Genomic DNA, 19,706 nt, shown 5'->3' on the forward strand with positions numbered 1-19,706 from the left:
CCTTGCCACTCTCAACGTATAGCGCACAGGGGGCCTTGCGGCAAGACCCCGGTCGTACCGGAGAATCTCCGCCCTGAGCCGGAATCGGCGGACATCTCGGAGTTCTCGGACTTCTCCTTCTGAATGGGTGTGCTCATGTACGACGTGATCATCGCCGGTGGCGGACCAACCGGAATGATGCTGGCCGGCGAACTGCGGCTGCACGGGGTGAGCGTGCTGGTGCTGGAACGCGACCCCGAGCCGACGAAGGTGGTCCGCGCGCTCGGCCTGCACGTGCGCAGCATCGAGGTGATGGACCAGCGCGGCCTCCTGGACCGGTTCCTCGCGCACGGCCGGAAGCACCCGGTCGGTGGCCTCTTCGCCGCCGTCGACAAGCCCGCGCCCCAGCGGATCGACACCACCCACCCCTACGTCCTCGGCATCCCGCAGCCCGTCACCGACCGCCTGCTGAGCGAGCACGCCACCGAACTCGGCGCCGAGATCCGGCGCGGCCGCGCCGTGACCGGGCTGAGCCAGGACGACGACGGGGTGAGCGTCGAACTCGCCGACGGGGCCGGCACCCTGCGCGCGCGGTACGTCGTCGGCTGCGACGGCGGCCGCAGCACGGTGCGCAAACTGCTCGGCATCGCCTTCCCCGGCGAACCCAGCAGGGTCGACACCCTGCTGGGCGAGATGCGGCTGGACGTACCGCCCGAGACGCTGGCCACCGTGATGGCCGAGGTCCGCCGCACCCAGAAGCGGTTCGGCGCCATGCCCCTCGGGGACGGGGCGTACCGCGTCATCGTGCCCGCGGAAGGGGTCGCCGAGGACCGCACGGTCCCGCCCACCCTGGAGGAGTTCCGGCAACAGTTGCGGAAGGTCGCCGGCACCGACCTCGGCGCGCACGCACCGCGCTGGCTCTCCCGGTTCGGCGACGCCACCAGGCTGGCCGAGCGCTACCGCAGCGGCCGCGTCCTGCTCGCCGGCGACGCCGCGCACATCCACCCGCCGACCGGCGGACAGGGCCTCAACCTCGGCGTCCAGGACGCCTTCAACCTCGGCTGGAAGCTCGCCGCCGAGATCGCCGGCCACGCCCCCGAAGGCCTCCTCGACAGCTACCACACCGAACGGCACCCGGTGGCCGCCGACGTCCTCAACAACACCCGCGCCCAGATGGAGCTGATGTCCACCGAACCCGGCCCGCAGGCGGTCCGCCGACTGCTGGCGGAACTCATGGACTTCGACGACGTCAACCGGTACCTCATCGAGAAGATCACCGGCATCGGAGTCCGCTACGACTTCGGCGAGGGCCCCGAACTCCTCGGCCGCCGGATGCGGGACGCGGACCTCGGGAAGGGACGCCTCTACGAGCGGATGCGCACCGGCCGCGGCCTGCTCCTCGACCGGACCGGCCGGCTCTCGGTCACGGGCTGGGCGGACCGCGTCGACCACATCCCCGACCCCACCGCCGCCCCGGACGCCCCCGCACTCCTCCTGCGCCCCGACGGCCACGTCGCCTGGATCGGCCACGACCAGCGCGACCTGACGTCCCACCTCCCGACCTGGTTCGGCGCCCCCACCGGCTGACCGTGAGAGGACGACCGAAGGGACGATTCGGCGCGACGGCCGTAGGATCATCGCTTTCCGGCACCCCGGTCACGGGGGGCACACGTCGTTCGAGCACCCCTGGCGCCTTCGCACCGGCCCGCCCTGAACCGCTGGTGGCCGGCGCCGCCGGTCGCCCTGATGCTCACCGCCGTAGTGCGCCTGGCCCTCCCGGCGTAGCCCACCGCATGACCCCGCCCGACCTGGGCGGGAAATGTGGTCGACAGTGTGTGGCGCCGCAGCCTATTCAGCGGCGACTGTCGGCGGGCCTCCTCGTTTCACTGAGGCGATCACGGCGGAAACGAGGGCGGTCGTAGCGAGGCTTCCCACCATGACCATCCCAACGCCGAGCATGTAAAGGCCGCTGGCGTCGTCCGACCAGTCGTAGTAGGCGGCAACGGTCAGGCCGACGGTGGTGCCGAGCACGGCACCCGCGATGTAGCGCCGGGATGCCGCCCAGTACACCGGTGCCAGCAGAGTCAGGACGAGCCCGATCACCTGCCACGCCTCGTAGGGGCCGGTCGTCGCACCGTCAGGTTGCACGTCACGATGCTGGTCCCAGCCCAGCCAGGCCGCCCACGCCGCCAGCGTCACCAGAGCCAGCACGGGGATCACCAGCTGGGGAGCGAGTTTCAGTAGTCGTTGCCGCATGGCCCAAGCGTTCCGGCTCACCCCATGAGTGACCAGAGCGCAGGTACTCAGCCCTACCCGGGTTCTGGCTGAGTACGGTCCCTGTCTGGATGTACCTGTTCTGGAGCCGGGCCGTCCCTGGGCCGTCCGACGGCGGCCAACGACAGCCACCACCGACCGCCCTCATGGTGTGTTCACCCCGCTACACCCACGTGTCCAGCCACATCCGGTCCCGCCAGTCGTCCATCGGGATGGACTGGCCGGTGTACAGGGGCCAGAAGTAGATGAAGTTCCAGATGATCAGCAGCACCAGGACGCCCGTGGCGACCGCGCCGATCGTGCGGCGGCGTTCCGCCGTGCCGTCCGGGCCCGGGGGGCCGAGCATCGCGCCGGCCATCATGGCGACCGCGAGGCACAGAAACGGGACGAAGACCACCGCGTAGAACAGGAAGATGGTGCGCTCCTGGTAGAGGAACCAGGGCACCCACCCGGCCGCGACCGCGCAGGCGATGGCGCCCGCGCGCCAGTCGCGGCGGAAGAACCAGCGCCACAGGACGTAGAGGACCGCGAAGCACGCCGCCCACCACAGCAGCGGCGTGCCGATCGCCAGCACCTCGCGGGCGCACTTCTCCGTGGCGTCCGCCGGGCAGCCGTCACGGCCCGCCGCCGGGTCCTCGTAGAAGTACGAGACGGGGCGGCCCAGCACGAGCCAGCTCCACGGGTTCGACTCGTAGGTGTGGCCCGACGTCAGGTTGATGTGGAACCGGTAGACCTCCGACTCGTAGTGCCACAGGCTGCGCCACCAGTCGGGGAACAGCCACGACCACGAGCTGTCCCGGCCCTCGGTGGCGGCCCAGTTCCGGAAGTAGCCCTTGTCCGTGAGGATCCAGCCCGACCACGACACGACGTACGTCACGATCGCCACCGGCACCGTCGAGACGAACGCGGGCAGCAGGTCCCGCCGAACGACGGCCGCGTACGGGCGGAAGGCGCCGGCCGTGCGGCGGGCGCCGACGTCCCACAGCACCGTCATCACCCCGAACGCGGCCAGGACGTACAGGCCGTTCCACTTGGTGGCCGCCGCCAGACCCACCGTCAGACCGGCCGCGAGCCGCCACGGCCGCCACCCCAGGCGCAGCGTCTCCGCGACGGCCGCGTCCGGCCGCAGCACCCCGTCCGCGTCCACCGGCAGCGCGGCGGCCAGCCGGCTCCGCGCCCAGTCGCGGTCGATCAGCAGGCACCCGAACGCCGCCAGGACGAAGAACATCAGCACCTGGTCCAGGAGCGCCGCCCGGCTCATCACGAAGTGCAGCCCGTCCACGGCCAGCAGCGCGCCCGCCAGGCAGCCCAGGAACGTCGACCGGAACAGCCGCCGCCCGATCCGGCACAGCATCAGCACCGACAGCGTGCCGAGCACCGCCACCATGAAGCGCCAGCCGAACGGATCGAAGCCGAACAGCCACTCGCCCGCCCCGATGACCCACTTGCCCACCGGCGGGTGCACCACGTAGCCGGGGCCCGCCGGGACCGCCACCGCGCCGGGGTCCGCCAGGATCGACGCGTCGACGTCCTTGGGCCACGACCCCTCGTAGCCCTGGTTGATCAGCGCCCAAGCGTCCTTGGCGTAGTACGTCTCGTCGAATATCACCGCGTGCGGCTCGCCCAGGTGCCAGAACCGCAGCAGTCCCGCGACGAGCGCCACCAGCAGCGGACCGCCCCACGCCGACAGCCGCCACAGCCGGTCGGCCAGGGCGGGCGGCGCGCCGAGCACCGTCCACAGCCGGTCGGAGGGGCGGGCGTAGCCGGGCACCAACCGCTCGCGCAGGCCCGTCACCGGCCGCGGCACGTAGCCGAAACGACGCAGGCGCCGCTGCCACGGGGGCGGCTCTTTCCCGGCGTCCTGCCCGCGCAGGGCCTCAGGAGCAGTACTGGTCACCGCGCCATCGTAGGGAACGCGCCTGTGCGAGTCGCCCGTCCGGGCTGCGAGGATGACCCCTGTGACAGGAACGGTGACCGGAACGCTCGTACTCGCAGGGACCCCGATCGGAGACGTCGCGGACGCCCCGCCGCGCCTCGCCGCCGAGCTGGAGGGGGCCGACATCGTCGCCGCGGAGGACACCCGGCGGCTGCGCCGGCTGACGCAGGCGCTCGGCGTGCACACCACCGGACGGGTCGTGTCGTACTTCGAGGGCAACGAGTCCGCCCGTACGCCCGAGCTGGTCGACGCCCTGGCGGGCGGCGCGCGCGTCCTGCTGGTCACCGACGCGGGCATGCCGTCCGTCTCCGACCCCGGCTACCGGCTGGTCGCCGCCGCCGTGGAACGGGACATCAAGGTCACCGCCGTGCCCGGACCGTCCGCCGTGCTGACCGCGCTCGCCCTGTCCGGGCTGCCGGTCGACCGCTTCTGCTTCGAGGGCTTCCTGCCCCGCAAGGCGGGCGAGCGCCGCACCCGGCTCCGCGAGGTCGCGGACGAGCGCCGCACCCTCGTCTACTTCGAGGCCCCGCACCGCCTCGACGACACGCTCGCCGCGATGGCCGAGGTGTTCGGCGAGGACCGGCGGGCCGCGGTGTGCCGGGAGCTGACCAAGACCTACGAGGAGGTCAAGCGCGGCGGCGTCGGCGAGCTGGCCCGATGGGCGGCCGACGGCGTACGCGGCGAGATCACGATCGTCGTCGAGGGCGCCCCGGAGTCCGGGCCCGCCGAACTCGACGCGGCCGAGCTGGTGCGCCGGGTGCACGTGCGGGAGGAGGCGGGCGAGCGTCGGAAAGAAGCCATCGCCGCCGTCGCCGCCGAGGCCGGCCTTCCCAAGCGCGAGGTGTTCGACGCCGTCGTCGCGGCGAAGAACGCGTCTCGCGAAGGCCCGGCGAACGGTAAAGGACTATCGTAAAAGGGCAAAGACCGGACCGCCCGGAGGGTCTCCCCGGCATGGAGAGCCCCAAGACCGGTCCATCTTTCGGCAGGTGCCTTCGCACTCCCGCCCGCAGAGGCGTCCACTGGTGCAGTGGAAAGGAGCCGGCATGAGCGAGACCACCAGCACCCCGGTCGGCCACGAGGCATATGCCTTCGCCTGCATGAACTGCGGGCACGGCTGGGAGCAGGCCTACGACATCGAGCACCACACCGACATCAGCGGACACGAGTTCGTCGTGTACAAGGCGGGGAACCGGCGTGTGCCGTCGCCGCTCTCCAACCCGACCTGCGTCAACTGCGGACGGCACGTCGTGCGCATCATGCGGGCCGGGCAGGTCTCCTCCGTGCTCGAACTGCTCGCCCAGGGCCAGGCCGAGCCCACCAAGGGCTCCGTCGGGGCCGCCGGGCCGACCCTCGGTCAGGAACGTGCGCCGGCGCCGCCCCCGGACACCCCGCGCCCCCCGGACACCCCGGCCAAGGAGCCGCACCACTGGCACCTGTCCGACCTGCTGCACGCCTTCCACCGCAAGTAGCGCCCCGGCCCCTTTCGTACGATCGGGGCATGAGTGCCAAGGACGCCCCGCCGCCGCTGCCCGAACCCCTCGGGGTACCGGTCGCCGATTCCCACACCCACCTGGACATGCAGTCCGGCACCGTCGAGGAGGCCCTCGCCAAGGCCGCCGCCGTCGGCGTCGACACCGTGGTCCAGGTGGGCTGCGACCTGAAGGGCTCCCGGTGGGCCGCGGAGACGGCCGCCGCGTACGCGAACGTCCACGCCGCCGTCGCCCTCCACCCCAACGAAGCGCCGCGGATCGTGTTGGGCGATCCCGACGGCTGGTCCAGGCAGGGCGCCCGGGAGGCCGGCGGCGACACGGCGCTGGACGACGCGCTCACCGAGATCGACCGGCTCGCCGCCCTCCCGGAGGTCAGGGCGGTCGGCGAGACCGGCCTCGACCACTTCCGCACCGGACCGGAGGGCATCGCCGCCCAGGAGCGGTCCTTCCGCGCGCACATCGAGATCGCCAAGCGGCACGGCAAGGCCCTCGTCATCCACGACCGCGAGGCCCACGACGACGTCCTGCGGATCCTCGCCGAGGAGGGCGCCCCGGAGCGGACGGTCTTCCACTGCTACTCCGGCGACGCGGAGATGGCGCGGATCTGCGCGGACGCCGGATACTTCATGTCCTTCGCCGGCAACGTCACCTTCAAGAACGCCCAGCCGCTGCGCGACGCACTCGCCGTCGCCCCCCTGGACCTGGTCCTCGTCGAGACGGACGCGCCGTTCCTCACGCCCGCGCCCTACCGCGGACGGCCCAACGCCCCGTATCTCGTTCCCATCACGGTCCGGGCGATGGCGGCGGTGCGGGGTGTCGACGAGGAGGCCATGTCGACCGCGATCGCCGTCAACACCGCGCGAGCCTTTGATTACTGAGCGATAACGACAGTCGGCCGCCCAGGGTAGCGCCGCGACCCTGGGTAGTCGAGTCGCTTTGGAGAGTGACCGGCGCTCCGCTAGGGTCCCGGCCTCGTGAGCACCTCCCAGGGCAGTCACCGCGCCGCCACCCGGAGCGGCCGCCACGCCTCCGGGCCGCCTTCCCCCGCCCCCGCACCGGCGGGGTACGGGGCGTGGGACGCGACCCCGCAGGCGCCGGCGCCACCGCCCGCCCCCGCCCCGGTCGCCGTCTACCGGGCACTGCCCCGCCAGGGCGGCACGGGAACGGCCGGGACCGGGACCGAGGCCGCGACCGGGGCCGCCGGCCACCAGGGGGCGGGTTCCCGACCGGCGGCCGGGACGAGCCCGCGAGCCGGGGGCGTCGACCCCGAGGCGCCCACCCTCACGGCCGTACCCGCCGGGGGTCCCGCCGGCGGCCGCGCCGAGGCCCGCCGCGCCGCCCGCCGCCGCAGGGCCGCCGCGCCCGGCGGCCCCGAGGGGCTGCGGCGGCTCGTCCCGCAGGCCCTCGTCGTGGCGTTCCTCGCGGGCGGCACCAGCGCCTTCGTCGCCGACGACAAGGCCGTACGCCTCAGCGTCGACGGCGGCGCCCCCCGCACCCTGCACACCTTCGCCGACGACGTCTCCGAGCTCCTCGCCGACCAGGGCCTGGACGTCGGCGAACACGACCTCGTCGCCCCCGGCGCCCACCAGGCGCTCGCCAGCGGCGACGAAGTCGTCCTGCGCTACGGCCGCCCCGTCACCCTCACCCTCGACGGCCACCGCCGCCAGATCTGGACCACCGCCCGGACCGTCGACGAGGCCCTGCGCGCCCTCGGGGTCCGCGCCGAGGGCGCCTACCTGTCCGTGTCCCGCTCCTCCGCCATCAGCCGGCGCGGCCTCGCCCTCGACGTACGCACCGAACGCACCGTGACCTTCATGGCCGACGGCCGCGAGCGCACCGTCCGCACCAACGCCGCCACCGTCCGCGAGGCCCTCCACCAGGCGGGCATCACCCTCAGCGGACGCGACACCACCTCCGTGCCGCCCGGCAGCTTCCCCCGCGACGGGCAGACGATCACCATCATGCGGATCACCGACACCAGCGAAATCCGCGAGGAGCCCGTCCCGTACGAGATCGTGAAGGTCGACGACCCCGCCCTCCACCAAGGCACCGAGGTCGTCGAACGCCAGGGGCGGCCGGGCGTGCGCCGCGTCACCTACTCCGTGCGCACCGTCAACGGCGTCCGGCACAAGCCGACGCGGATCGCCGACGAGATCGTGCGCGAGCCCGTCCACCGGCGGGTCCTGGTCGGCACCCGGCCCATGCCCAGCTCCGTCGACGGCGCCGACCACCTGAACTGGGACGCCCTCGCCCAGTGCGAGTCCGGCGGCCGGCCCGACGCCGTGGACGCCTCCGGCACCTACGGCGGGCTCTACCAGTTCGACCCCGGCACCTGGCGCTCCCTCGGCGGCAGCGGCACCGCCCAGAACGCCCCCGCCGCCGAACAGACATTCCGGGCGAAGAAGCTGTACGTACAACGGGGGGCGAGCCCGTGGCCGCACTGCGGCCGTAGGCTGTATCGGTGAGCACCACTGAGCCCGACGCCCTCCTCGGCCCCGCCGACATCCGTGAACTGGCCGCCGCGCTGGGCGTACGCCCCACCAAGCAGCGCGGCCAGAACTTCGTCATCGACGCCAACACCGTGCGGCGCATCGTCCGCACCGCGGAGGTCCGCCCCGAGGACGTCGTCGTGGAGGTCGGGCCCGGACTCGGATCGCTGACCCTGGCCCTGCTGGAGGCCGCCGACCGGGTCACCGCCGTCGAGATCGACGACGTCCTCGCCGGCGCCCTGCCCGCCACGATCGCCGCCCGCATGCCGGCCAGGAAGGACCGCTTCGCGCTCGTCCACTCCGACGCCATGCACGTCCAGGAGCTGCCCGGCCCGCCGCCCACCGCGCTCGTCGCGAACCTCCCGTACAACGTCGCCGTGCCCGTCCTGCTGCACATGCTCGACCGCTTCCCGACCATCGAACGGACCCTCGTCATGGTCCAGGCCGAGGTCGCCGACCGGCTCGCGGCACAACCCGGCAACAAGGTCTACGGCGTGCCGTCGGTGAAGGCCAACTGGTACGCGCACGTCAAGCGCGCCGGCGCCATCGGCCGCAACGTCTTCTGGCCCGCCCCCAACGTCGACTCCGGCCTCGTCTCCCTCGTGCGCCGCACCGAGCCCCTGAAGACCACCGCCACCAAGAGCGAGGTCTTCGCCGTCGTCGACGCCGCGTTCGCCCAGCGCCGCAAGACCCTGCGCGCCGCCCTCGCAGGCTGGGCCGGATCACCGGCCGCCGCCGAGGCCGCCCTGGTCGCCGCGGGCGTCTCCCCGCAGGCCCGGGGCGAGGCCCTCACCGTGGAAGAGTTCGCACGCATCGCGGAGGCCAAGTCAGCGTGAGCATCACCGTACGCGTACCCGCCAAGGTCAACGTCCAGCTCGCCGTCGGCGCCGCCCGCCCGGACGGCTTCCACGACCTGGCCAACGTCTTCCTCGCCGTCTCGCTCTACGACGAGGTGACCGCCACCCCCGCCGACGAGCTGCGCATCACCTGCTCCGGCCCCGACGCGGACCAGGTGCCGCTCGACACCACCAACCTTGCCGCCCGCGCGGCGGCCGCCCTCGCCGCCCGGCACGGCATCTCCCCGGACGTCCACCTCCACATCGCCAAGGACATCCCGGTCGCCGGCGGCATGGCGGGCGGCAGCGCCGACGGCGCGGGCGCCCTCCTCGCCTGCGACGCCCTCTGGGGCACCGGCGCCACCCGGGACGAACTCCTCGACATCTGCGCCGGACTCGGCAGCGACGTGCCCTTCAGCCTCGTCGGCGGCGCCGCCCTCGGCACCGGACGCGGCGAGCGGCTCACCCCGCTGGAAGTCGGCGGCACCTTCCACTGGGTCTTCGCCGTCGCCGACGGCGGACTGTCCACCCCCGCGGTGTACGGAGAGTTCGACCGGCTCACCGCCGGCACGGACGTCCCCGCCCCGGCCGCCTCCCCCGCCCTGCTGGACGCCCTGCGCACCGGTGACACCACCCTCCTCGCCGGAGCCCTCGTCAACGACCTCCAGCCCGCCGCCCTCTCCCTGCGCCCCTCACTCGCCGCCACCCTCGCGGCGGGCACCGGCGCCGGCGCCCTCGCCGGCCTGGTCTCCGGCTCCGGGCCGACGACCGCGTTCCTGGTCAAGGACGAGGAGGCGGCCCGCACCGTCGCCGACGCCCTGATCGCCTCCGGCACCTGCCGCACCGCCCGCACGGCCACCTCCCCCGCCCCGGGAGCTACTCAGATCCGCACCTGAGTACGAAAGCGGTGACGCCGGTACGGCCCCGCCCGGGACCGTACCGGCATGGCTATCAGCGTCTCGGAGCTCGCCGCCCGCACCCCCGACACCCGCGACCGGTACGTCGACCTCCTGCGGGTCGCGTCCCTCGCCACCGTCGTGCTCGGCCACTGGCTGATGGCCGCCGTCACCACCGACGGCACGGTCGGCAACCTGCTCGCCGAGATCCCCCAGCTGCAACCGCTCACCTGGGCACTCCAGGTCATGCCCGTGTTCTTCTTCGTCGGCGGCTTCTCCCACGCCCTGTCGTACCGCTCACGCCCCGACTACGCCACCTTCCTGCGGGCCCGGCTGCAACGCCTGCTGCGCCCCACGATGGTGTTCACCGGCGCCTGGACCGCCGCCGCGCTCGCCCTCCAGGTCACCGGCCGGGACGGCGGCCTCACGGGCGTCGCCCTGCGCCTGGTCGCCCAGCCGCTGTGGTTCATCGGCATCTACCTCGCCATGGTCGCGTTCACCCCGCCGCTGCTCCGGCTCCACGAGCGGTACGGGTGGGGCGCGTTCGGCGCGCTGGCCGCGGCCGCGGCCGCGGTGGACGTACTCCGGTTCGCCGCCGGAGTGCCGTACGTCGAGTTCCTCAACTTCGCCTTCGTGTGGCTGGCCGTGCACCAGCTGGGCTTCCTGCGCGCCGACGACCGCATCCGGGTGCCGTCGCTGCTCGCCGCCGCGGGCCTGGCGGGCGCCGCGGCGCTGGTGGCGCTCGGCCCGTACCCGCTGTCCATGGTCGGCATGCCGGGCGAGAAGGTCTCCAACATGGCCCCGCCGACGCTCGCCCTGCTGTGCCACGGCATGTGGCTGGTCGGCGCGGTGGAGCTGCTGCGCGGCCCCGGCGCCCGGCTGGCCCGCCGCCCGGCCGTGTGGCGGGCGGTCATCACCGCGAACGGCATCGCCATGACGGCGTTCCTGTGGCACCTGACGGCCATGCTCGGCGTGTACGGCGCGACGCTCGCGCTCGGCGTACCGCTGCCGGAGCCCGCGTCCGCCGCCTGGTGGGCGCAGGTGCCGGTGCGGCTGGCCGTCGCGGCGGCGGTGACGGCGCTGCTGGTCGCCGCCTTCCGCGCCGCCGAACGGCCCGGCCCCCGCCGCCCGTCCGGCACCACGGGCTCCTCGCCCCTGGCGGCCCTCGGCATCACTCTGTGCCTGTTCGGCGTCCTCGGCCTGTCGATGGTCGGCTTCGGCGGCCTGCTCGACGGCCGCTCCGCCCTCCTGATCGCCGTCCCCGTCACCGCCCCGCTGGCGGTCGGCATGGCCCTGGCGGGCTGGCTCCTGGTGGAACGCGCGGGCCGCGGCGCCTGACCCCGGCCGCCCGGCCCGTACGGGCTCAGCCCGCGAGCGCGACGGTCCGCTTCGCCAGCTCGTACGCCGGGAGCATCGCCTTGTGCTCAGCGGCGTCCAGACCGCCCAGGTGCACCACGACCACACCGCGCGGCGTGCTGACGGCGAAGGCCCGCTCGGGCTTGGGCCCGTCGGTGAACTCGCTGCTGATCGTGAAGGACACCTCGGTGGCGGCGAGCGCCCCCGCCTTGATCTCCTGGTACGCGGCCTTCGAGGCGTTCTCCTCGTCGCCGACGTACGCCTCCAGCGCCTCGCGCGGCGTCTCCTTCGCGTCGCCGCCCGTCCAGACGCGCACGAACCCGACGTGCCCGGCCGGCTTGGCGTCCACCTCGCACACCAGGGTCACCGTGCCCTGCTTCGCCAGCGCCGCGAAGTCCGGGTCAGCGGCGACCGACACCGCCTCCGCGGTCCACTTCGGCGCCGTCTCGAAGGTCACCGGCAGCACGCACGGCGTCCCCTTCGCCCCGAGCACGACGCCCTTCCCCACCCCGGCAGCCGGCTTCGCCGCCCCGGTCGCCGCCGCCTTGGTCGCCTCGGCGGGCGCGGCCGTGTCCGTCCCGGAGGAGCACCCCACCAGCCCCACCCCGGCCGCCACCACCACGACAGCCCCCCGCCACATCCCGTACCGCCCCACGACAACCCCACCCCTGAGCCCGCTCGACCACCGAAAGAACGCCGCACGCTATCGCACCGACGACGCACCGCTCAGACGGGAGTGAAATGGCCGTGAACCTCCCCGGCCGCAAGGCCAGGGTTTCCGCGTTGCGGCGACCGGCTGGGCGGCGACCGAAGTCTCACCGTCCACACCAGGCGGTGCGGACGGCGCGCTTGCCCCAGCCGCCGATGCACCCCGGGGGTGCCGCAGCGACATGGTCCGCTCCGGCGAACGGACCAAGGCCCGGTTCATGGGCTCTACTACGGGCTTCCCCGCCGGCCGGCACCGGCGCGCCCGCGGGCACGCTGGTGACGGCTGTGCAGTGCCCGTTGGAGCGGACCCCACCCGGGCTGGGCTCGTAGATACGTGACCCTCACCGCGAGCGAGGGTCCGACCGGAACCAGCGTTCCGTCATTGTCGGCAAGCGTGAGGATGTTCACGCCGCCCACGGCATCCCGGTGCAACCTCAAGCCGCACTCGCCGCACGCGTACCAGCGCCCCCGCACCTTCCGGCGCCGTCCACAGCGCGGACACGACTGCGAGGTGTACGCCTCACTGATGTGCTCGACCTCCAGCCCCGTCTTGTAGGCGAGCTGATGCTCATGCGTCCCACGGTCCCACTGGGACAATTGCTGCCTGGTGGACCGGTGCACGCGACGCCGACGGGCGGTCCGCTGCTCAATGCCGCGAACGTCCCCCACCACCACCCGCACCACCACCGTGACGCCATCGGGAGCCGCGCCCTGATGCCGGTCGTGCGCCGCACGAACGACTTCCGCCGCCTTGGCCGTCACCTGATGGTTGAAGTCCCGCAGCCGCGCCTTCGCCCTGCTCCTGGTCTTCCTCTTCGCGGCCGCCAGACGGCGATGCCGCCGCGAGCCGTTCCGGCACCGCGACATCATCGACGACAGCCTGCCCACCGCCTTGTTCCGCCCCCGCTTGATCGACCGACCGGACCGACCGTTGATCACCGTGACCTCATGGACTCCGTCCGGCGCCCGGTGGACCAGCGTGAGCGGATTGATGACGCCCTCGTCCACCGCGACGGTCACCACCCGCTCCTCCCCACGCCCGGCCGGCGAATCCGGCGCGGTCCCCACGGACGAGCGGTACGACACGTGCAGTGCCCACATACGGGCGTCGCCGTCCCAGCACAGCGTGATCTCACCCCAGCGGCCAGGATCGACCACCACTCCCTCCCGGTCCGTGAAGACCGGCAGGGGAACCGTGATCCTCCGGCGCCCCCGCCCGAGGGACAGCGAGAGGCCACCCGCCGGTCCCGTGCGCCAGCCGAAGTTACGGGTGAACACCAGCGGGCGATACGCCTTCTCCCGCCACGGAAGGCGCACCCCCGTCGCCCCACCGGCTCTGCGGGCCCGCGCCGTCTCGACGGCGTCCCACAGGTCGTACGCGACGGCCTGCGCGGTGTGCGCGTGCACCGGCCGCTCCGCGGCGGGCAGCGCCGTGACGAAGCGACGTACGTCCTCCCTCCCGGGACGACGCCCCGCCCGCCACTCCTCGCGCAACCACGCGACACAGCGGTTCCACAGGAGCGCGGAGGCATGACAGCCCCGGTGCGCCGCCTCGTGGTCGGCCCGGTCCAGCCACACGGGCACGACGGCCGTCAGCACCCGCTCCCCGGCCGCCGCGGCGGACCTTCCCGCCACACCGCGCCGTGTGCTCATGTGATCACCCCCTGGCCTGACAACCGTCCGGGGTGCCGAGGGGTCACGGCCGGGATCGCACGAGTTTCCCGGCTGCGACCGTGTTTTCGTTTCCGGTGCGTGCCGCCACCCGTTCCGCCAGGGGGAGCGCGCACTCGCCCGCGCGACGGCGGGGCCGCCGGGCCGACTACGCTGGAAGGCCGATCTAACCCCCGTCTGGAGTGTTGATGGCCGTCAACCTGGTCAATGTCGAGGCAGTCAGCAAGGTGTACGGCACCCGTGCCCTGCTCGACGGTGTTTCCCTCGGCGTCTCCGAGGGGGACCGGATCGGTGTCGTCGGCCGCAACGGAGACGGCAAGACCACCCTCATCCGGATGATCGCCAAGCTGGAGGAGGCCGACTCCGGGCGGGTCACGCACAGTGGCGGGCTGCGCGTGGGGGTGCTGACGCAGCACGACTCGCTGGATCCCGGTGCCACCGTGCGGCACGAGGTGATCGGGGACCTGGCCGACCACGAGTGGGCCGGCAGTGCCAAGATCCGGGACGTGCTGACCGGGCTGTTCGGCGGGCTGGACCTGCCGGGGTTCCCGCAGGGGCTGGACACCGTGATCGGGCCGCTGTCCGGGGGCGAGCGGCGGCGGATCGCGCTGGCGAAGCTGCTGATCGCCGAGCAGGACATGATCGTCCTGGACGAGCCGACGAACCACCTCGACGTCGAGGGCATCGCCTGGCTCGCCCGCCACCTCCAGGAGCGGCGGTCCGCGCTGGTCTGCGTCACCCACGACCGCTGGTTCCTCGACCAGGTCTGCACCCGGATGTGGGACGTGCAGCGCGGGACGGTCCACGAGTACGAGGGCGGCTACTCCGACTACGTCTTCGCCCGCGCCGAGCGGGAGCGCATCGCCGCCACGGAGGAGGCCAAGCGGCAGAACCTGATGCGCAAGGAGCTGGCCTGGCTGCGGCGCGGCGCCCCCGCCCGTACGTCCAAGCCGCGCTACCGCATCGAGGCGGCCAACGAGCTGATCGCCGACGTGCCGCCGCCGCGCGACACCAGCGAGCTGATGAAGTTCGCCAACGCCCGGCTGGGCCGGACGGTGTTCGACCTGGAGGACGTGACCGTCACCGCCGGGCCGAAGGTACTGCTGAAGCACCTGACCTGGCAGCTCGGCCCCGGCGACCGCATCGGTCTGGTCGGGGTCAACGGCGCGGGCAAGACGTCCCTGCTGCGGGCGCTGGGCGACGCCGCCGCCACCGGGGGCGAGCAGCAGCCGGCGGGCGGCCGGATCGTCGTCGGCAAGACGGTCCGCCTGGCGTACCTGTCGCAGGACGTCGCCGAACTCCCGGCGACGCTGCGGGTGCTGGAGGCCGTCCAGCAGGTGCGGGACCGGGTCGACCTCGGCAAGGGCCGCGAGATGACGGCGGGGCAGCTGTGCGAGCAGTTCGGGTTCACCAAGGAGAAGCAGTGGACGCCGGTCGGCGACCTGTCCGGCGGTGAGCGCCGCCGGCTCCAGCTGCTGCGGCTGCTGATGGACGAGCCGAACGTCCTCTTCCTCGACGAGCCGACCAACGACCTCGACATCGAGACCCTCACGCAGCTGGAGGACCTCCTCGACGGCTGGCCCGGTTCGATGGTCGTCATCTCCCACGACCGGTTCTTCATCGAGCGGACGACGGACAAGACGTACGCGCTCCTCGGTGACGCCACCCTGCGGATGCTGCCGCGCGGCATCGAGGAGTACCTGGAGCGGCGGCAGCGGATGGTCGAGACGGCCGCCCCGGCGCCTGCCGCGGTCTCCGCGCCCGCGAAGGAGAGGTCGGCGGGCGACGCCCGGGCCGCGAAGAAGGAGCTGCAGAAGATCGAGCGCCAGCTCGACAAGGTCTCCGAGAAGGAGGCGAAGCTGCACACGCAGATCGCCGACAATGCCACGGACTTCGAGAAGGTGGCGAAACTGGACGCGGAGCTCCGGGAGTTGGCCGCGCAGCGGGAGGACCTGGAGATGCGGTGGCTGGAACTCGCCGAAGACGCGTAGTGCCGGCGCGGACGTAGAGAAGGCGTGGAGAGCGGATAACGAGGGCATCACAGGCCGGTCCTCCCTTGGGAACAGGGGCGGACCGGCCCTTTTCGCGCGGGTGCCGAGTGATAGAAAGAAGCCCCGCTCGACTCACGCAACACTGCGGAATCCATGTCCGATTCGCTCCTTTCCGGCGGTACGTGCGCGCCGGAATGGCGGGGGAGGCCGGTCGGGCAGCGGGCCGCACGAAGGGGGAAGCGCTGATGACTCAGCCACCCAGCCAGCAACCGCCGCAGGGGGGCTCCGGGTCTCCGCAGGACCCGCACCAGCAGCCTTCCCAGCCCTCCCAGGCTCCGCAGCCGCCCGCAGGCCCGCCCGCCCCTCCGGCGCAGCCCCCGGCCGCCGCGCCCGGTTTCGGCGCCCCGCAGCCGCCCGCCGGCCAGCCGCCGGTGCCGCCGCAGGCACCGCCCGGCCAGCCGCCCGCCGCCGCGCCCGGTTACGGCTCCCCCCAGACCCCGCCCCCCGCGCCCGGTTACGGCTACCCGCAGACCCCGCCCCCCGCACCCGGCTACGGCTACCCGCAGGAGCCCGGCACGCAGCCCGGCCCGTACGGGGCGCCCGGGCCCTACGGCCAGCCCAACCCCTACGGCGGTCACCCCACGCAGCCGCAGTACCCGGGCGTGCCCACCCCGCCCCCGGCCGGTCCGCGCGGGCCGTTCAAGGGCAAGGCGGCCGCGATCGTCGGCGCGGCTCTCGCCGCCCTGCTCGTCATCGGCGGCGGCACGTACTTCGCCCTCAGCGGCGACGACACCGACCCCAAGAAGCCGGACGCCAAGGGCTCCAGCGCCGCGCCCGCCCCGACCGGCACCGGTGACGTCGACACGGGTGACGGCAACGGCGGTGGCCGTGATGCCGACGACGACCTGAACGCCGGGCGCAAGCCGGGCGAGGCCAAGGTCGACTGGCTGATGACGAACGACGTGGACCTGCCGCGCAACGGCGCGGACGTCTACGGCCCGTGGGTCGTCGGCGACACGGTCGTCAAGGCGATGTACAAGAGCGTCGTGGGCTACTCGGCGGCCGACGGCAAGAAGAAGTGGGAGGTGCCGGTCGCCACCGAGGTGTGCACCGCACCCGTCGCCCCCGCCGGCAACGGCACGATCGTCATCGGCGTCAACGACAAGACCGGTGAGAAGGCGGACTGCAACGTCCTCCAGCAGATCGACCTGAAGACGGGCAAGGCCGGCTGGAAGAAGCCGGTCCCCAAGGGCACCGGCTTCTTCGCGCTGTCCGACATGACGCTGGCGATCAGCGGCAGCACCGTGACGGCCGCCGGTACGGGCAACGCGTACGGCTTCTCGCTGACCGACGGCAAGCAGCTGTTCGGCGGTTCGGCCGCCGACTGCCAGCCGTTCGCGTACGCGGGCGGACCCAAGCTGATCGCCGCGGCCCAGTGCCGCACGGGTGACTACAAGAAGACCCAGCACCAGGTCAGCGAGGTCGACCCGGCGACCGGCAAGCCGAAGTGGACGTACAAGCTGCCGCCCAACTGGGAGGTCACCAAGGTCTTCTCGGTCAGCCCGCTGGTCATCTCCACCGAGGAGCCGGACAAGAAGACGTGGAGCATCGTCGCCCTGACGGACGCCGGCAAGCCGCGCTCGACGCTCGACGGCGGCAAGGACAAGTTCAACCCCAAGTGCGGCGGCGGTTTCGTCGTCTTCGGTGAGAACCTCCAGGGCTGCACCGGTGTCGCGGCCGACGCCAACACCTTCTACATGTCGACCGAGCCCACCCAGCTCACCAACGGCACCAACGACGTGGTGGCCTTCGACCTGAACACCGGCAAGCCCAAGTGGCGCGCGGCCGCCGGACCGCAGCGGACGATGACCCCGCTGCGCATGGAGGGCGGCAACGTCCTGATGTACATGGAGGGCTCGTGGGACCGCGGTGGCGGTGTCGCCACCCTCGCGCCGACCGGCGGCAGCCCGAAGGTGCTCCTCCAGCACCCGGCGTCGACGGCCCAGATCGAGCGGGACTTCTATTCGCCGAAGTACGCCTACGCCGACGGGCGCTTCTTCATCGCGAGCGGTCGCGTGAGCGCCCGCAACGACACCGAGGAGAAGCAGACGAAGACGATGATGGCCTTCGGCAAGTGACGAGCGGGCGGGCCCGGCGCGTACGCCGGGCCCGCCTGGTTCCCGGCGCGTGACCGCGTCCTGGACAGCCGCCCGCACCCACCCGACCGACAACCTTCCCCACCCGAGGTACCCACCCCATGACGCAGCCACCGCCGCCGCCGAACCAGCCGCCCGGCCAGCCCCCGAACCAGCCTCCGGCGCAGCCCCCTTCGGGTGGTTTCGGCGCTCCCACGCCACCGCAGGGCCCGGCCTACGGGTACCCGCAGGCACCCCAGACGCCGCCGCCCGCCCAGCCTCCCGGCTACGGCTACCCCCAGGCCCCCGGCCAGCCCCCGGGCCAGGCCCCCGGCCAGCCGCCGACCCAGCCGGGGGGCTACGGCCACCCGCAGCCGGGCTACGGCTACCCCACCGCTCCCATGCACCAGCAGGTGCCGCCGCAGGGCGGCGGGGGCGGGCGCAAGAAGCTGTCCGCGTCGATGCAGATCATCATCGCCGCGGCCGTCGCCGTGGTCCTGATCATCGCCGGCGGCGTCTGGTACGCGAGCTCCGAGGACGACCCCGCGAACGACGCCAAGGGCGGCGGCACCTCCGGGACCTCCGGGGGCGGCGGCAAGGACACCGGCGGCAACGCCCCGGACGGGGCCGGCAAGGAGAAGGTGCCCGCCAGCACCACCTCCAAGGTGGCGTTCCAGCTCCCGCTGCCCAAGGTCACCGACCTCACCAACGTGACCGGCTCCTGGGTCACCGACAAGGCGTACGTGAAGCCGGGTGTCGAGTCGGTCGTGGGCTACGACGTCGCCAAGGGCACCCCGCTGTGGACCACCCCGCTGCCCGGTCAGGTGTGCGCGTCCTCGCGGCACGTCAAGGACAACAAGGTGGCCGTCGCCTTCGAGGCCGCCAAGCGCGTACCGCCGAAGAACTTCCAGCCCTGCACCGAGGTCGGCGTCGTCGACCTGACCACCGGCAAGCTGCTGTGGCGCAAGAGCGCCACCAGCCCCGACTCGGGTGACGAGAAGGCCTCGTTCGACGAGGTGACCATCGGCGCCACCACCGTCGCGGCCGGCGGCCTGGACGGCGGCGCGGCCTGGGACCTGACCAGCGGCAAGGAGCTGTGGCGGCCCCAGATCAACGCCGAGGAGTGCGAGGACAAGGGCTACGCCGGTGGCGAGAACCTGGTCGCGGCGCGCGCCTGCGGGCCGCTCGACAACCAGTACCTCCTGATCCAGAACCTGGACCCGAAGTCCGGCGCGCCCCTCTCGTCGTTCAAGATGCCGCCCGGTGTCGAGGACGCGGGCATCGTGTCCACCAAGCCGCTGGTGGTCGCCGCCGACGTCGGTGACACCGCCGGTGACGGTTCCAGCATCTCGGACTTCTTCTCCATCGACGAGAAGACCGGCAAGCTCAAGGTGAAGATCGCGGCGGACGCCGACCGGTACGCGGCGGAGTGCGAGCTCGCGGTCGAGCAGTGCAGCAAGGTCGTCGTCGGCAACAACCGGCTGTACCTGCCCACCGAGGACCACGAGGGCGGCGGTGAGTACGGCGACACCAACGAGATCGTGTCCTTCGACCTCACCACCGGCAAGCCCACCACGGACAAGGCCGACGCGGGCGACCGGTACTCGATGTTCCCCCTGCGGATGGACGGCGGCAACGTGATCGCCTACAAGAAGGCGCCCTACGACAAGGGCGGTCAGGTCGTGAGCATCGACGGCGGGACGTTCAAGCAGACCGTCCTGATGGAGAACCCGGCCGACGAGTCCGTCCGGGACGCGGAGCAGTCGTTCAACCTGGACTCCGACGAGATCGTCTACGCGGGCGGCAGGCTGTTCATCGCGGACGACCTGTTCGACGCGCCGAGGGGCTCGTCCGACACCAAGAAGTACCTGGCGATGTCCTTCACGACGAGCTGAGTCACGGGCGCCGGCGCACGGGACGGGGACGGCCCGGCACCTCGGGGAAC

General features: G+C 72.9%; 15 protein-coding genes. 11 read left to right on the forward strand and 4 right to left on the reverse strand.

What is annotated here, in order from left to right:
* Positions 1 to 135 precede the first annotated feature (135 nt).
* A complete protein-coding gene (rox, locus tag EIZ62_RS19370) occupies positions 136 to 1,566 on the forward strand; it encodes a rifampin monooxygenase (RefSeq protein ID WP_156693913.1) in 1,431 nt (476 codons plus the stop codon).
* 261 nt (positions 1,567 to 1,827) lie between these two features.
* Here the strand turns inward: rox and EIZ62_RS19375 are convergent, their stop codons facing one another.
* Positions 1,828 to 2,235, reverse strand: a complete 408-nt coding sequence (locus EIZ62_RS19375) for a hypothetical protein (RefSeq protein WP_156693914.1) — start codon at positions 2,233 to 2,235, stop codon at positions 1,828 to 1,830.
* A 181-nt stretch (positions 2,236 to 2,416) separates the two neighbouring features.
* The gene (locus EIZ62_RS19380; protein ID WP_156693915.1) at positions 2,417 to 4,150 is read right to left on the reverse strand and encodes a dolichyl-phosphate-mannose--protein mannosyltransferase; all 1,734 of its coding nucleotides are present in this window, start codon (positions 4,148 to 4,150) and stop codon (positions 2,417 to 2,419) included.
* Positions 4,151 to 4,223: 73 nt separating this feature from the next.
* On the opposite strand from EIZ62_RS19380, the gene rsmI reads away from it, so the two are divergent.
* The 7 genes from rsmI to EIZ62_RS19415 all read left to right on the forward strand — a co-directional run bounded on the left by rsmI (position 4,224) and on the right by EIZ62_RS19415 (position 11,238).
* Positions 4,224 to 5,102, forward strand: coding sequence for a 16S rRNA (cytidine(1402)-2'-O)-methyltransferase (rsmI, locus tag EIZ62_RS19385; RefSeq protein WP_156696490.1), 879 nt, complete (start codon positions 4,224 to 4,226; stop codon positions 5,100 to 5,102).
* 130 nt (positions 5,103 to 5,232) lie between these two features.
* A complete protein-coding gene (locus tag EIZ62_RS19390; protein ID WP_156693916.1) occupies positions 5,233 to 5,658 on the forward strand; it encodes a hypothetical protein in 426 nt (141 codons plus the stop codon).
* Between the two features lie 29 nt (positions 5,659 to 5,687).
* Positions 5,688 to 6,557, forward strand: coding sequence for a TatD family hydrolase (locus tag EIZ62_RS19395; protein ID WP_156693917.1), 870 nt, complete (start codon positions 5,688 to 5,690; stop codon positions 6,555 to 6,557).
* A 96-nt stretch (positions 6,558 to 6,653) separates the two neighbouring features.
* Positions 6,654 to 8,144 (forward strand): resuscitation-promoting factor, encoded by a 1,491-nt coding sequence (locus EIZ62_RS19400; protein ID WP_244375812.1) that lies wholly within the window; start codon positions 6,654 to 6,656, stop codon positions 8,142 to 8,144.
* Complete coding sequence (gene rsmA, locus EIZ62_RS19405) at positions 8,141 to 9,004, forward strand: 16S rRNA (adenine(1518)-N(6)/adenine(1519)-N(6))-dimethyltransferase RsmA (protein WP_156693918.1); 864 nt, start codon at positions 8,141 to 8,143, stop codon at positions 9,002 to 9,004. Before EIZ62_RS19400 ends, rsmA begins: the two co-directional genes overlap by 4 nt.
* The gene (locus EIZ62_RS19410) at positions 9,001 to 9,900 is read left to right on the forward strand and encodes a 4-(cytidine 5'-diphospho)-2-C-methyl-D-erythritol kinase (RefSeq protein WP_156693919.1); all 900 of its coding nucleotides are present in this window, start codon (positions 9,001 to 9,003) and stop codon (positions 9,898 to 9,900) included. The genes rsmA and EIZ62_RS19410 overlap by 4 nt, the downstream gene beginning before the upstream one ends.
* 48 nt (positions 9,901 to 9,948) lie before the next feature.
* Complete coding sequence (locus EIZ62_RS19415; protein WP_156693920.1) at positions 9,949 to 11,238, forward strand: acyltransferase family protein; 1,290 nt, start codon at positions 9,949 to 9,951, stop codon at positions 11,236 to 11,238.
* Positions 11,239 to 11,263: 25 nt separating this feature from the next.
* Here the strand turns inward: EIZ62_RS19415 and EIZ62_RS19420 are convergent, their stop codons facing one another.
* The gene (locus EIZ62_RS19420; RefSeq protein WP_244375814.1) at positions 11,264 to 11,911 is read right to left on the reverse strand and encodes a lipoprotein; all 648 of its coding nucleotides are present in this window, start codon (positions 11,909 to 11,911) and stop codon (positions 11,264 to 11,266) included.
* Between the two features lie 281 nt (positions 11,912 to 12,192).
* Positions 12,193 to 13,617: an RNA-guided endonuclease InsQ/TnpB family protein gene (locus EIZ62_RS19425; protein WP_156693921.1), complete on the reverse strand. Its 1,425-nt coding sequence runs from the start codon at positions 13,615 to 13,617 to the stop codon at positions 12,193 to 12,195.
* 206 nt (positions 13,618 to 13,823) lie between these two features.
* On the opposite strand from EIZ62_RS19425, the gene EIZ62_RS19430 reads away from it, so the two are divergent.
* The 3 genes from EIZ62_RS19430 to EIZ62_RS19440 all read left to right on the forward strand — a co-directional run bounded on the left by EIZ62_RS19430 (position 13,824) and on the right by EIZ62_RS19440 (position 19,656).
* Positions 13,824 to 15,626 carry an ABC-F family ATP-binding cassette domain-containing protein gene (locus EIZ62_RS19430; protein WP_156693922.1) on the forward strand — a complete coding sequence of 601 codons (1,803 nt, stop codon included), beginning with the start codon at positions 13,824 to 13,826 and terminating at the stop codon, positions 15,624 to 15,626.
* Between the two features lie 245 nt (positions 15,627 to 15,871).
* Positions 15,872 to 17,764, forward strand: a complete 1,893-nt coding sequence (locus tag EIZ62_RS19435; protein WP_156693923.1) for an outer membrane protein assembly factor BamB family protein — start codon at positions 15,872 to 15,874, stop codon at positions 17,762 to 17,764.
* A gap of 119 nt (positions 17,765 to 17,883) precedes the next feature.
* Complete coding sequence (locus EIZ62_RS19440; RefSeq protein ID WP_156693924.1) at positions 17,884 to 19,656, forward strand: outer membrane protein assembly factor BamB family protein; 1,773 nt, start codon at positions 17,884 to 17,886, stop codon at positions 19,654 to 19,656.
* The last annotated feature ends 50 nt before the right edge of the window (positions 19,657 to 19,706 follow it).

Source organism: Streptomyces ficellus, from assembly GCF_009739905.1.
In the GTDB taxonomy this organism is placed as follows: domain Bacteria; phylum Actinomycetota; class Actinomycetes; order Streptomycetales; family Streptomycetaceae; genus Streptomyces; species Streptomyces ficellus_A.